Annotated in this window: 15 protein-coding genes; 6 read left to right on the top strand and 9 right to left on the bottom strand. The window is 43.4% G+C overall.

What is annotated here, in order from left to right; genetic code table 11:
* Positions 1–94 precede the first annotated feature (94 nt).
* Positions 95–637 carry a PH domain-containing protein gene (locus tag J3455_RS17720; protein ID WP_130052212.1) on the top strand — a complete coding sequence of 181 codons (543 nt, stop codon included), beginning with the start codon at positions 95–97 and terminating at the stop codon, positions 635–637.
* Here J3455_RS17720 and J3455_RS17715 read toward each other — a convergent pair.
* From J3455_RS17715 to J3455_RS17705, 3 genes are all read right to left on the bottom strand, one after another.
* Positions 634–2,424 carry an alkaline phosphatase D family protein gene (locus tag J3455_RS17715; RefSeq protein WP_349562116.1) on the bottom strand — a complete coding sequence of 597 codons (1,791 nt, stop codon included), beginning with the start codon at positions 2,422–2,424 and terminating at the stop codon, positions 634–636. The two genes, J3455_RS17720 and J3455_RS17715, sit on opposite strands and share 4 nt — an antisense overlap.
* Positions 2,425–2,486: 62 nt before the next feature.
* Complete coding sequence (locus J3455_RS17710) at positions 2,487–2,831, bottom strand: rhodanese-like domain-containing protein (RefSeq protein WP_130049958.1); 345 nt, start codon at positions 2,829–2,831, stop codon at positions 2,487–2,489.
* A 1-nt stretch (position 2,832) separates the two neighbouring features.
* Positions 2,833–3,021: a YgaP family membrane protein gene (locus J3455_RS17705; RefSeq protein ID WP_054562832.1), complete on the bottom strand. Its 189-nt coding sequence runs from the start codon at positions 3,019–3,021 to the stop codon at positions 2,833–2,835.
* Between the two features lie 132 nt (positions 3,022–3,153).
* Here J3455_RS17705 and J3455_RS17700 point away from each other — a divergent pair, with 132 nt between their 5' ends.
* From J3455_RS17700 to J3455_RS17690, 3 genes are read left to right on the top strand one after another with little or no spacing between them, the layout of a single operon-like run.
* The gene (locus tag J3455_RS17700; RefSeq protein ID WP_130049957.1) at positions 3,154–3,459 is read left to right on the top strand and encodes an ArsR/SmtB family transcription factor; all 306 of its coding nucleotides are present in this window, start codon (positions 3,154–3,156) and stop codon (positions 3,457–3,459) included.
* A gap of 3 nt (positions 3,460–3,462) precedes the next feature.
* Positions 3,463–6,750 (top strand): efflux RND transporter permease subunit, encoded by a 3,288-nt coding sequence (locus J3455_RS17695; protein ID WP_239977102.1) that lies wholly within the window; start codon positions 3,463–3,465, stop codon positions 6,748–6,750.
* The gene (locus tag J3455_RS17690) at positions 6,740–7,801 is read left to right on the top strand and encodes an efflux RND transporter periplasmic adaptor subunit (protein ID WP_239977100.1); all 1,062 of its coding nucleotides are present in this window, start codon (positions 6,740–6,742) and stop codon (positions 7,799–7,801) included. The genes J3455_RS17695 and J3455_RS17690 overlap by 11 nt, the downstream gene beginning before the upstream one ends.
* Here the strand turns inward: J3455_RS17690 and J3455_RS17685 are convergent.
* Genes J3455_RS17685 through J3455_RS17675 form a run of 3 tightly spaced genes read right to left on the bottom strand, consistent with a single transcriptional unit; the run spans position 7,794 to position 9,725 of the window.
* A complete protein-coding gene (locus tag J3455_RS17685) occupies positions 7,794–8,471 on the bottom strand; it encodes a nitroreductase family protein (protein WP_130049954.1) in 678 nt (225 codons plus the stop codon). The two genes, J3455_RS17690 and J3455_RS17685, sit on opposite strands and share 8 nt — an antisense overlap.
* Positions 8,472–8,499: 28 nt before the next feature.
* Positions 8,500–8,862 (bottom strand): DUF5329 family protein, encoded by a 363-nt coding sequence (locus J3455_RS17680; RefSeq protein ID WP_130049953.1) that lies wholly within the window; start codon positions 8,860–8,862, stop codon positions 8,500–8,502.
* 8 nt (positions 8,863–8,870) lie between these two features.
* Positions 8,871–9,725, bottom strand: coding sequence for an endonuclease/exonuclease/phosphatase family protein (locus J3455_RS17675; protein WP_349562115.1), 855 nt, complete (start codon positions 9,723–9,725; stop codon positions 8,871–8,873).
* Positions 9,726–9,899: 174 nt separating this feature from the next.
* On the opposite strand from J3455_RS17675, the gene J3455_RS17670 reads away from it, so the two are divergent.
* Together J3455_RS17670 and J3455_RS17665 are read left to right on the top strand one after the other, a co-directional pair.
* Positions 9,900–10,214, top strand: a complete 315-nt coding sequence (locus J3455_RS17670) for a Bor family protein (RefSeq protein ID WP_054554401.1) — start codon at positions 9,900–9,902, stop codon at positions 10,212–10,214.
* Positions 10,211–10,534 carry a Bor/Iss family lipoprotein gene (locus J3455_RS17665; RefSeq protein WP_130049950.1) on the top strand — a complete coding sequence of 108 codons (324 nt, stop codon included), beginning with the start codon at positions 10,211–10,213 and terminating at the stop codon, positions 10,532–10,534. Before J3455_RS17670 ends, J3455_RS17665 begins: the two co-directional genes overlap by 4 nt.
* Here the strand turns inward: J3455_RS17665 and J3455_RS17660 are convergent, their stop codons facing one another.
* Genes J3455_RS17660 through J3455_RS17650 form a run of 3 tightly spaced genes read right to left on the bottom strand, consistent with a single transcriptional unit; the run spans position 10,535 to position 13,639 of the window.
* The gene (locus J3455_RS17660; RefSeq protein WP_130049949.1) at positions 10,535–11,773 is read right to left on the bottom strand and encodes an ABC transporter permease; all 1,239 of its coding nucleotides are present in this window, start codon (positions 11,771–11,773) and stop codon (positions 10,535–10,537) included.
* Positions 11,766–12,473, bottom strand: coding sequence for an ABC transporter ATP-binding protein (locus J3455_RS17655; RefSeq protein ID WP_063702351.1), 708 nt, complete (start codon positions 12,471–12,473; stop codon positions 11,766–11,768). The genes J3455_RS17660 and J3455_RS17655 overlap by 8 nt, the downstream gene beginning before the upstream one ends.
* A complete protein-coding gene (locus tag J3455_RS17650; RefSeq protein WP_239977099.1) occupies positions 12,473–13,639 on the bottom strand; it encodes an efflux RND transporter periplasmic adaptor subunit in 1,167 nt (388 codons plus the stop codon). The genes J3455_RS17655 and J3455_RS17650 overlap by 1 nt, the downstream gene beginning before the upstream one ends.
* Between the last annotated feature and the right edge of the window lie 10 nt (positions 13,640–13,649).

The raw sequence follows: 13,649 nt of genomic DNA, 5'->3' as shown, positions 1-13,649 counted from the left end.
TCCCTGCAGTACCTTTAAGCCGGGCTTAGCTCGGCTTTTTTTGTATTTAATGAAAAGTTTGTATATTGTCATAACTCTTATCAAGGAGTCTATGATGACAGAAACCAGTTTATTGAGTGCCAGTTTTGATCCCAAAGTAAAACGGTATTGGTTATTACTGGGTATTTTTACCTGTATGATTAGTATGGTAGGTATCCCTTTCATTCCCATTGTTGCGTTAATAATCTGGCTGGTGGCAGGGCGTATTTTAGCGGCGATGTCAGCTACTTTGTTAACTCGTAAATTAGTGGTGAAGCGTGGTGTCTTTTTTAAAGAAGAAAAGTCGATCCCACTTGAAAAAATAACCGATGTAGCACTAAGTCAAGGTCCCTTAATGCGTCAATTTGGTCTCTATCGACTGAGCTTTGAAACGGCAGGTCAGTCGGGGCAAGGTGCATTGGTATCATTACTCGGAGTGATTGATGCTGAGAAGTTTCGCGAAGCAATCTTGAAACAAAAAGATGAGATGACTCAAACTAGCAGCGCTAAACCAGAGCATCAACCTGAAGACAGTCAGTTAGAACTGCTACGTTCACTTACTTATAGCGTAAAAAACATTGAGCAAATGTTAGTTACGCTATTAGATGAAAAGCGTTAGGCCATTTGTAAAGTAGGGCTACCAGCTTGTACGCTGAGCGCTTTTTGACGCTCGTTAAGCAGTGTGTAATCGGCTGTTTTGACACTACTTACATAATGCCACTGGGCAACTGCTTGTTGCTGAGTAAAGGTGACAGTTAAGTAGCCGCGTTCAACTAAGTTGTTATAAGCTAAGTCGTTAACCAGCAATGCAATGACTTGCTCAATTTGTGCGACAGCTTCGCTCGATTGTGTATTTAACGCTAAGTAGTTCTCAAGTCCTGGTGAAGAAACCGAAGATGTCGCAAACTCAACACCGGCAGCGGCTTGAGCAGAAACAGGATTGCTGGCATCAGTGACTAATTGTCCTGCCCAGCTGTTATGTGTATCACCCGCTAAAACGACAAGGTTCTTTTGCGCTGCAATTGCTGTCCCAAGTATTACCTCACGTTCATAAGCATAGCCATCCCATGCGTCAAGATTATAGGGCGCTGTCGTTTCTACGCGTGCTCGCTCTTGTGCTGTAACACTTGGATCTCCAGCTAAAATGCGTCCTTTAATTTGCGCAAGCTCATTAAATAACGTGTTTGCTTGAGCGAGTAATGCAGAAGGATCAGCACCGCTAGCTTGAATTACTTGAATATTCATTAGTAATTGCAGAATCTCAAATGGCAAATGCATTTTAGTCATCAGCACTTGTTGTCCAAGTACTTGCCATTGTGTTGTTGCTGTCGTTAAACCATCGGTAAGCCAAGTGAGTTGCTCGTTACCTAATAAAGCACGAGTAGGTGAGCTGATTGCTGCAACAAAGTCAGTTTGCCCTTGGCTAGTGGCCAAATCGAAATCAGCATAGTTAATTTGTTCATCGCGAGCTAAAACACGGGTATCGAGCATGTGTAATGACACTAAATTGCCAAACTCAAAGCGTCGATAAATACGTTCTTTATCGGCGACATTGCGTATTGGCATCCATTCGAAATAAGCTTGTAGCGCATGCATTTTTCGCTCGCTAAATTCACCTTCGCCGTCGTTGTGATTTTCTGCGCCACTGTGCCATGTATCATTTGCTATTTCGTGGTCGTCCCAAACAGTAATAAATGCACAATGACTATGGGCAGCTTGTAGGTTCTCGTCTTTACGATAATGGCCGTAACGTTTGCGGTAATCAGCTAAAGAAATGATTTCATCGCTATTGTCATCAGGTAATAAACGGCCTAGCTCGGCGGCATCTTCAGTGGCATAACCTGTATTACCATATTCATAGATGTAGTCACCTAAGTGCAGTACTGCATCTAAATCGGTTTGTTTTGCAATTTCACCATACACATGGAAGTAGCCTGCAGGGTAGTTAGCGCAAGAGATAACGGCAAATTTTACTTGTTCTATATTGTCAACTGGCAGCGTTTTACCTGCTCCTGTGGGTGAGGTTTTACCATTACTTATGAAGCGGTAGTAATAAGTGGTGTTTGCATCGAGACCTTGCAGATCAACTTTCAAGGTATAGTCGGTTGCATCACTTACTTGAGTTTCGCCATCATGGCTTATAGTTGTGAAGTTAGCATCCGTTGAGGCTTGCCAAACTACGTTAACACTTTTGACGTTTTCAAGTGGGGTTATGCGAGTCCAAATGATGAGGCTATCAGCTAGCGGGTCGCCACTAGCAACACCGTGATCAAAGCTGACAGGGGTCTGCTTTGTGGTTTCCTCATCATCGTCATTAAGACTACAGCCAGTTAAACCGAAAGATAAAACGGCGGCTCCAAAACCAGCCGCCGATGCTTTTAAAAAGCGTCTGCGTGTAAAAGTCATTGCTCTGTACCTACAAATAGAAAAGTACGAGCTTATCCGACCAGTGTTACTATTCTATGAAGCTAAAACACTTGGCAAATTTGTTCTGCATTACAGGTGATTACAGTGACATTTTCGTAGCCAACACGAGTAAGTGCTTCGGCACTAAGTGTGGCACGGGCACTACTTGCACAGTGTAAGTAAATTGGCCTTGCAGGATCTTTTTCAATTTCCATTAATTTCATTTCAAGTACACCGCGCGGGATATTTATAGCACCTGTCGCTGCTTTTGTGGCGTGTTCAGCCGGCTCACGTACGTCTATTAATAAACCGTGATTTTCGCTTAATTCTTGTTTTGCTTGGTCAGCGTTAATGCGGCGCTGGTTTGGGGCAATAATTTTCATTAAGTCAGGAATTGGTGTCAGCATACTAATCCTCCATGCCAAGTTTGCGTAAGATAGTGATCATTGGGCACCACTTAGTGAATGCCGATTGAATTAAGTTTAGAGCAATAAATACCGTAAACCAAATCCACAACGGACTGTGAAACTGTTGTAGCAACAATGAAATACAGATCATTACACCAGCAATTAGGCGAAGCGCGTCATTTAGTTTCATAATAAGACCTCAATAACAGAGTGATGCATTTAATATATTAGAAAAACCTACATTAGTAAATTCTAATATTAGACTTTTCTAATATATCAATCTATACTTTAGCGGTATTTAAGAATATAGAGTAGTGTGATTATGAACATCGATTTTGCGGCTATGGCCGACAATGTGGAACAAGCAGAGCAAATGCTAAAGATATTGGCGAATAAAAATCGCTTGATGATCTTATGTTCGCTGCAAGATGGTGAAATGAGCGTGAGCGAATTAAACGAAGCTGTGCCGTTGGCACAGTCAGCATTATCGCAACACTTAGCGGCGCTGAGAAAAGCGCAGATAGTCTCGACTCGACGTGAAAGCCAAACTATCTATTATCGCGTGGTTGATAAAAACGTGGTATCGATCTTAGCGACCCTACATGGCTTATTTTGCAAAGGTAATTAAGCAATGAATGCTATCGATAATGCAGTAAAAAACAGCTTGAGCGGTCGCCTCCCCGTCATTATTTTTATTATGTCGGTGCTGCTTGGCTTAATGGCATTAAAGCAAACCCCTCGTGAAGAAGAGCCGCAAATTGTGGTTCCTATGCTTGATATATATGTGGCAGCGCCAAACGTTGAAGCGCCAGAAGTAGCCAGGCTGGTAACTGAACCATTGGAGAAGTTATTGGCGCAGTTAACGGGCGTTGAGCATATTTACTCGACTACACAAAGTAATGCTGCTGTTGTTACTCTTCGCTTTGAAGTTGGTCACGACCGTGAGCAAGCCATTCTCGACACTTACGCTAAACTCTATAGCTATCAACACACGATGGCGTCAGTGATCAGTTCATGGCAAATACGCCCGGTTGAAGTGAACGATGTACCCATTGTGATGCTGGGCTTATTTAGTAAAGATCCAAAACTTTACGATGATTACCAACTAACCCGCTTTGCCAACGAAATCGCTAACAGTTTACAGCGCATCGAAAACACCAGCGAAGTGAAAGTGATTGCTGGTAGAACTCGTCAATTAACGATTAACCTTGATGCAAGCGCGCTTGCTGCACATCAAACAACCCTAACCGATGTGTATTATGCGCTTAGCGTATCTAACCAATTAGTCAATGTGGGCAGTGTTGTTGAAGGTAAGCAGCAAATTGCCTTACAAGTGGGTGATGTTTTACGTTCTCAATCTGCGATAGAACGCCTTGTTGTCAACGTGGTTAACGGTAAGAGTGTTTACCTAAGTGATGTGGCCGAGGTGAGTGATGGTCCAAGCGAAGCACAAAGCTATCAATGGTTGGCTCAATCAGATAACCAGCAACAACTTCCTTTAGTTACCATTAGTGTCGCTAAGCAAGCTGGCACTAATGCGGTAGCTGTAGCCAATGAAGTACACAGCATGATGGACAGCTTATCGGCTAATTTGCTGCCAGATGAAGTGGGCTACACCGTACTGCGAGACTATGGCCAAACAGCGAACGAAAAAGTAAATAATCTTACCTCGAGTTTAGTATTTGCGGTGTTTACCGTGGTTATTTTTGTTGGCGTATTTTTAGGCTGGCGACCAGCAATTGTGGTTGGTTTAGCTGTGCCTATTTGTTACGGCATAACCCTGACACTTGATTTTGCCTTTGGTTATACGATTAACCGAGTCACGCTGTTTGCATTAATACTTTCTCTAGGTTTATTGGTTGATGATCCCATCACAGGCATAGATAACATAAGTCGTTTTTTAACGCAAAAAGGTGATAAAAAACAACGCATAGTTGATGCTATGAGCGAAATACGCGTGGCGTTGTTTATGTCAACATTGACTATTATGGTGGCATTTATCCCGCTTGCGTTTATTACTGGCATGATGGGCCCTTATATGGCACCTATGGCATTTAATGTGCCAGTCAGTGTGATGGTTTCTACCATTGTGGCATTTTTTGTAACGCCTTGGTTGGCCATGAAACTGCTGAAAGCGCCCGTTGATGACAGTATGCAACTAGAAGCCAATCCGCATAGTTTGTATGAGCGCATCTTATCGCCATTACTTGAGTCTAAAGGCCGTGCAAAACTCGTTCTATGGACCACATTAGGCCTGTTTGTCGCCAGTGCCATGCTACCCGTCATGCGTGTTGTGCCTTTAAAGTTGCTACCGTTCGATAATAAAAACGAGTTGCAAGTTTTAATCGATATGCCAGAGGGCACGAGCCTTGAGCAAACCGCAGCTTTCACGCGAAAAGTACAAACTGTCACTTGGAAATTAAATGAGGTAAGCGAGGTGGCAGCCTACGTTGGCCAGCCATCGAGTATGGACTTTAATGGTATGGTACGTGGTTATTATCGACGCGAAGCCGCCAATCTTGCTGAGCTAAGAGTATTACTGCTTGATAAAACTGAGCGTGATCATCAATCTCATGCTGTGGTCATGCGCTTGCGTGCAGCATTAGCACCACTGGCAACCGATGGCATTGTTATTAAAGTGGTTGAAGTACCACCAGGCCCGCCTGTTTTAAGTACCTTAGTGGCTGAAGTTTACAGTGAGCCATTTGTTGATACAGACACTCACTATCAAGCAGCTCTTGCAGTTGCGGCAAGGTTAAAGCAAGAGCCGCATGTGGTTGAGGTTGATACCAGTATTGCTGCCAATGCACCCTTACAACGTTTTGTTACCGATAAAAGTAAAGCGTCATTGTCGGCGGTCTCTACGCAAGATATTGCCCAGACCTTAGCCATTGCCTCGCATGGGCAAAATGTTGGGGTGTTATATGTTAGCGGCGAAACAGACCCTGTTGATATTAAACTGCAACTGCCGTATCAAGACCGAAATCAATTTGCTCAATTGCTCGCATTGCAGGTTCGCGGTGACAGAGAACTCGCAAAAACCAGTGATGAATTTGGGCTGCAAAGTGCACCGCGTCCGCTGGTGGCATTATCTGAATTAGGCGAGTTTCAGTATCAAGATGTTGCTAAACCAATTATGCGTAAAGATCAGCGTAATGTTGTGTATGTAATGGCTGAGCTAAACGGTCGTACACCCGCTGAGATCATTGCTGACGTCAATGCCGACTTAGGTATCAGCGCTGACGAATTTAGCCAAACTGATTGGCAAAGTAGGCACTTTTTCAATAATGGTGGTAGCCAAGCTTGGCAATTACCTGCTGGCACTGACGTAACCTTTAGTGGAGAAGGTGAATGGCGAATTACCATTGATGTATTTAGAGATATGGGCATTGCCTTTGCGTTTGCGCTAACTGCAATTTTCATCATCTTACGAATTCAAACAAATTCTGCCAGTTTGTCACTGATCATCATGTCGGCTATTCCATTAACCGTGATAGGTATCATGCCGGGCTTTTGGTTATTAAATCAATTTGGAGAGCGCACCATTGCTGGTGCTCCAGAGCCGGTGTTATTCACTGCAACAGCCATGATAGGCATGATCGCACTTGCCGGTATTGTGGTCCGTAACTCACTTATTTTGGTTGAATTTATTAATCAAGCTCGTAGCCAAGGTATGGCAATTAAACAAGCTTTAATTGCCGCAGGTACAGTGCGTATGCGTCCAGTGTTACTGACTGCAGGAACTACCTTATTAGGTAACTTAGTGATCACCCTAGACCCGGTATTTAGCGGTCTAGCGATTGCAATTATTTTTGGTATTGTGGCATCAACATTGTTCTCATTATTTGTTGTGCCCCTGGTTTATTATTTAGTGTTTGCAAAGGATGCAGCCATAGAGGAACAAGCTCATGCAGGGTAAATCAAAACTTATTGGTTCAATTATCGCGTTATTTGTGATCATTGTGGCGGTACTTTACATGGCGGGCAGTTTTTCTGATAAGCAAGCTGCAGGCATGAAAAACCCATCGGCAAACGATTACAATGGTCAGTTAGTGACAGTGACACTGGCAGATATCGCTCGTGATGAAGTTGTGCCAGGAACCGTGATTGCAAAACAAAATACGCAAATCTCATCGCGAGTTATGGCACAAGTTGAGCGTTTAAATGTACGCGCTGGCGATACTGTAAAACAAGGTGATGTATTGATCACCTTGCAGCAAGATGACTTTAAAGCTGGGCTTGCACAAAGCGAAGCACAAATAAACGCAATTAATGCATCGCTGACTCAAGCAGAGAAACAGCTTAAACGTATCAACGATTTGTACAAACAAGGCTTGGTATCTGTTAGTGAATACGACGATGCTAAAGCAAGGTTCGATAATTTAACTGCGAACCTAGCGATTGCTAAACAACAGCAAACACAAGCACAAGTCGCGTTGAGTTTTACGCAAATTAAAGCGCCGATTTCAGGTGTTGTGGTTGAGCGTTTCGCAGAACCTGGCGATACCGCAACCCCTGGTACGCCATTACTCGCACTGTATAACCCACAGCAATTGCAATTAGCGTTTAATGTCAGAGAACAACAAGCAATTAAATTGAATGTTGGCCAAGCTCTGACAGTCAAATTACCCGCTTTATCAACGTCAATGCCTGCCACTGTGACAGAAATAGTGCCCGTTGCTGATAGTGCTGCGCGCAGTATGGAAATCCGTTTAGAAACAGATGTGCAAACTGGGCTAATGCCTGGGCTTTATGCGCAGTTACAATTACCGCTCGCCACTGAAAAAGGGGTGTTGATTGACTCAAGTTGGGTGCATCAATATGGCCAATTGAGTATGGTCTATTTACTTGAAAATAATCTGATAGTGCGTCGATATGTACGCCTTGGCGAAATGGTTGATGGGCAGCAGCACATCGTTTCAGGTTTAAACCCAGGTGATGTGCTAGCTGTTGATTTTAAAACTAAATAAAGGTCGCTATTTCGTCCAGCGACTTTTTCACTAAGGCATGCTCAGGGATAGTTGCATCTGTGCCTGGGTAGCCTGCAATGAGCAGCATGTAAGGGCGCTCATTATCTTTATCGCGGCCACAAATTTCGGTTAAAAAGCTCATTGGCTTTGGTGTATGCGTGAGGGTAGCAAGGCCTGCTCTGTGTAGTGCTTGAATTAAAAAGCCGGTTGCTAGGCCAACAGATTCATGAACATAGTAATTGGTATTTTTGTCATCGGCAGAAATACCGCCTTTCTTTTGACTAAACACGGCAATTAGCCAAGGTGCATGCTCAAGGTAGGGCTTACTGGCATCTGTGCCAAGTGGTTTTAAAGCATCTAACCATTCTTCACCAGCTCGGCCTTCATAAAATGAGCGCTCTAGCTTTTCGGCTGCTTCACGAATTTGTTTCTTAACATCGCTACTGTGTATTGCCACAAAGTGCCAAGGTTGATGATTGGCACCACTTGGTGCAGTGCCTGCCGCTTTAATACAAGTTTCGATTATTTCTTTTGGCACAGGGCGGTCGCTAAAGCTGCGAATACTATGGCGACGCTGACTAACGGCTAAAAACTCTTCGGCGCGTTTAAGCATTTCGTCATGAGGGTATTCAATAAAGTCGTTGAGTGGTTGATTATTGTGTTCTTGCATGGCTTTTCGCTTCTTGTGTGTTGATGATTTAATTATGAATATGTTGGTTTCGACGGTACTCTTCTAATTCATTGCTCAACCAATCTTTTGCATTGAGTAACGATCCATTGCTGAGTCTTACTTTATAGGGCTTACCGCTCCAAGAGCTTTTGCTCGCTAGGTTTTCGATAAACTTGTCGGCGGTATTTGCATAGCGGGTCGCTTTTCGATATTTCATAGCGAGGTGCTCGGCAGCATCTTGGCTTGAGTGTTCTGTGTCATTGCGTATAAATACGGCATCGCTTTTAGCGACAAAATCAATTAAGTGATTAATTTCTTGCTCTGGAGTGGCTGCAATACAGAATTGACTAATGCTCAAGAACATTAATGCGATAAACCAATATCTTTTCATTGTTATTTTCACTGTTCTTTTTGCTCTATGGTTAAGGTTGCAATTATTGGATTATGATCTGAGCTTGCAAGCTCAGGCACTATAGTTGTTTCTATTTTGACACCTCGCACCCATATTTGGTCAAGTGCTAATCCAAATGTTTTGGTGCGTTTATCATCTAAATAGATAGCCTCGTGTAGGCCTAGTTGGGTCAACGTTTGCTGCAATAAGGCTTGGCGCTCATCACTCCAGGTATTGAGATCACCGGCAAATACGATAGGTCCTTTATGCGTTCGCATAATGGCGGCGGCATCGTCTAGCTGTTGCTTAAAGTCACTTACACCAACCGTAAAGTTAATGGCATGCAGGTTAATACTCAGTAATAACAGTTGTTCAGGCAGCGCATACTCCACAATATTGGTGGCTTTTGGGCTACGTAGCCAAGGCTCTTTGTGAGTGAGTGTGCAATGCACAGTGGCGGGCCAACGGCTGAGTGTCATAACTCCAGATTGCACACTGCCACTCTTATAGCCTTTAGCAAAACGCCAATATGGTTTGAGCTTTGTAAGAGCTGGTTCTTCGATAGCTTCTTGAAGTAACACAATATCAGCATCGTCATTTAGGTTTTGTAAATCTGTGAGTAAGCCATCTATTTGTGCTTTGTAGATATTCCAACTCAATAACTTGAACTGATAGGGCAAAATGTAATGCGCTGCGTAAGTTTGCATGCGACTTTGTGCTAACTGCTGTTGGCAATTAACAAGGTTCACGGCAGTTTTGGTTATACCTTGCTGCTCATCAGAGCTAGGATCGCTTGAAAAGCTATACCAAGACAGCGCGCTCAAACACACAAGTAATAAAAATATACGCAGATATGCCGTCATAATGACCTTTAGTTACTTTCCTTGAGAGTTAGTCGTTGTTAGCCCAGTTTAGTTCAAAGGCTAAATGTTAGAAACTGTAGTATTTCCTACAATTTCTATACGCTTTCTTACCCAAAATGAGTACTCATATTCTTATACTTACTGAGCTTAACAACTCAGACAAAGGAACTACTCATGAAACAAATGGCCTGTATGCTGCTTGCCTTATCGGTGACAGCGTGTTCATCAGTCACCATAGTGCCAGAAAAAACAACCAATAAATTAGCCACTAAAGCCGATTACCAAGATAGCCGTCCATTCTTTTTGTGGGGCCTCGTTGGTGAAGAGCGCGTTGATGTAAAGGCTATTTGCCAAGATAAAAAAGTTGCCCAAATGCAATCGCAACAAACATTCGCTGATGGCGCATTAGGACTAGTTACACTCGGAATTTATGCTCCTCACACAGTAAAAGTATGGTGTGAGCAACAAGCACAGGAGCAACAACTATGAAAAGCTTACTAATAACAGCGGTGTTAGTTGCAACCTTAAGTGGTTGCACAAATATCTACTTCGATAATGGCAGTGCAGCGCAAGGCAATAAAGCGCCTGCAACAGAGCAGTGGCATCATAACTTTGCCGCGGCGCTTTACGAAGGTTCAAAGCCTGTCGACTTATCTGAACAATGCCCTGACTCTGAGTGGCAAACCGTTCACACTTATAAGTCGTTCACCAATGGTCTTGCTGAAATTGCAGTAAACCAAGTTGGGCCTATTTGGTACCCGAAAACAGTTGAAATAAGCTGTGCTCAAGTACCTTATAAGCCAGACTAGTTATTCATAACGCAGTGCATCAATTGGGTTTAAGCGTGCCGCTTTAATAGCGGGCGCTAAGCCAAACACAATACCAATCAATGACGTAAAGCCAAATGACAGCATAATCGCCCAACCCGGTATGTAGGCATCTGGCATGCTCGGCACTGATAACGAAATCAGTGCCGCGGCACCATACCCTATCGCTAAACCAATTAAGCCACCAAAAAGCGATAGCACCACCGCTTCAACTAAAAATTGCAGCATAATAAAGCCAGGTGTTGCCCCTAATGCTTTTAAAGTGCCGATCACACGAGTGCGTTCTGTTACCGAAACCAGCATGATATTCATCACACCGATACCCCCAACCACCAGACTGATACCGACTATCCCCGCGGTAATTGCGGTTGCACTTCCGGTAAATTTATCGATATTAGCACGGGCTTTTTCGGCGGTTTCAAACTCAAAGTCGTCATCTTCGCCGTCTTTTAGTTTATGTAATTGACGCAAGATGCGGCGAATTTTACCCAGTACTTGCGTTTCGTTAGCATCGTCTTTTAAACGAAACATCATTTGCACATTAGTATCAACACTGCCGCCTTCTAGCGCACTCATGGTACTTATTGGAATATTAATGTAATCGTCTTGGTCAAAACCTAATAAGCTACCTTGTTTTTCAGCAACACCAATAATGCGAAACCACTCACCACCGAGTTTGATATATTCGCCTACAGGGTTTTCAGGCAGATTAAGCTTTTCGATAATTGAAGGGCCGATAAACGCCACTCGACGGCGTTTTTCATCATCTTCTGCGCGAATAAACCGGCCGAGTTCAGGGTAGGTGCGGTAAGCTTTTTGGTAGTCTTGCTCGGTACCCATTACCCGTGAAGCATGACTTTTATTGCCGTACTCTGCTGCACCAGAAAAGCGCCAAGTAAACATCAGCGCAGTAAAGGTTTCGGCTTCTTTAACGCGTGCTTTTAGGGTTAAAAAGTCGCTGTAGGTTAGCTTTGCTTGTTGGCCTACCATTTCTTTTTCTACGCTAGTGTAAGGTTTTATATTGGTCACATCAGGAGACATGTCGGCAAGTTGATCATTAATTTGCTTAGTGAAACCTTGCATTACTGCCACTACGGTCACAACCGCTGCAACACCAATGATAATACCTAAGCAGGTAAGGGCACTACGCATCGCGTTTGCTTTAATTGCCATGAGTGCGGCTTTAGTGCCTTCCATAACAGCGATAGCAGATTTAAACATGTTGCCTTGCTCCTTCGCCTTTACGGGTATCACTGACAACCTTGCCATCAACTAAACGAATAACACGTTGGCAGTGATCAGCAATATCTTGTTCGTGAGTAACCAAAATAATGGTGTGCCCTTCGTTATGAAGCTCATCAAACAGTGCCATGATCTCAGTGGTGGTTTTACTATCTAAGTTACCTGTAGGCTCATCACCAAGTAAAATATGCGGTTTAGTAACAAGTGCACGAGCAATCGCGACACGTTGACGTTGCCCACCAGAAAGCTGGCTCGAAAGGTGATTTACCTTATCGCCAAGACCAACCCGCTGTAATGATTCGAGCGCTTGCTGCTTTCGCTCTTTGGCAGAGATAAATCGATACACAAGTGGCTGCATAACATTTTCTAGGGCTGAAGCTCGCGGTAATAAATTGAAACTTTGAAAAATAAAGCCAACACTTTCATTACGCTGATGAGCAAGCTCAGTTTCGGTCATTCGCTTTACCAGCTTATCTTTTAAATAGTAGTCACCACTTGTAGGGGTATCTAAACAGCCAAGCAAGTTCATTAGTGTTGATTTACCTGAACCCGAAGGGCCAATAATGGCAACATACTCATTTTGAGCAATTTCAATATTGATATCATCAAGGGCTTTGAAAACTTGTTCGCCCATTTTATATTGCTTATTGATATTACTGAGTTTTATCACCGCCGACATTAGCTAGCACCTTTTTCAGGGCTGTTTTTAACGGCTACCGTATCACCCTCTTTTAGTGAGCTGAGAGGTCTGGCTGGGCCGATAACAATACGATCCCCCTTTGCAACACCGCTGGTTAGTGCTTGTTCGATATCTGAAGAAATGCCTACCGTTACAGTTGTTTTAGTTACTGTATTATCTGCGTTAAGCTTCCAAACAAAGTAGCTATCATCCTCTTTTTGAATTGCTTCAATGGGGAGTTTTAAGCCGTTTTCGGCAATACTTGTCGCAATTTCAGCACGGCAACTCATTCCGGCATAAAGCTGGCGGTCAGTGGCATCAAGCAGTACTTTGACTTTAAATGATAAGCCCTGAGAACCAGCTTGATTTTTTGCTGATGTGCCAATGTTTATGACTTTGCCAGTAAAAGGTTGATTTGGGTAAGCGGCAGCATAGATATCTGCATGTTGGTCTAATTTGATACCGGCAATATCGGTTTCATCCACGCGAAGTTCGGCTAATATTGCGCTTGGATCTGCTACTAGCATCAGATCTGAGCCAATAATGTTGGTTGTTCCGGCAATTACGGTTTCACCTTCTTTAATATTTACCGATGCAAGTAGCCCACTCATTGGTGCGCGAAATACACTTTTATTTAAACGGTCTTCAGCAATGAGTAATGACGCTTGGGCTTGGTTGTAAGCTTCACGTTTTGCTTCAATATCTATTTTCGCTAAATCGCGGGCATTTTGTAGGTTTTCATACACTTCTTGGCCAGCGAGGCCAACTTCATAAAGCTCTTTTTGGCGGCTTAGCTGGCGTTCGATATTTTTCAGTCGGGTTTCGCTGTGCTTAATATCAATTTCAGTAGCGCGAAGCACGGCTTTGTTGCGTGCAACTTCAGATTCAAACGCTGTAGTATCTAGACGCATAAGAATATCGCCCTCAGTGACACTTTCTCCTTCTTCGACAAACACTTTCGCTACGCGGCCAGTCACTTCAGAGCGCAGCTGCACTTGGGTGTTAAAGACTAGGTTGCCAGAGGCTAAAATTGAATCGGCAATATTGCCTTGTGCAACTTCTGCAATATGCATTTCTGGTGCATCTTTATTGCCTGTGACTTGTTTTGATACTAGTAAAGCGACAAATGCTGTAACAGCGAGGCCAATAATAATGGCTTTTTTCATGTTACTTCCT

The sequence above is a fragment of the Pseudoalteromonas sp. NFXS39 genome (assembly GCF_040148775.1).
GTDB classification, from domain to species: domain Bacteria; phylum Pseudomonadota; class Gammaproteobacteria; order Enterobacterales; family Alteromonadaceae; genus Pseudoalteromonas; species Pseudoalteromonas apostichopi.
Note: the sequence above shows the minus strand (reverse complement) of the source record. Positions and strands in the feature narration are given on the sequence as shown.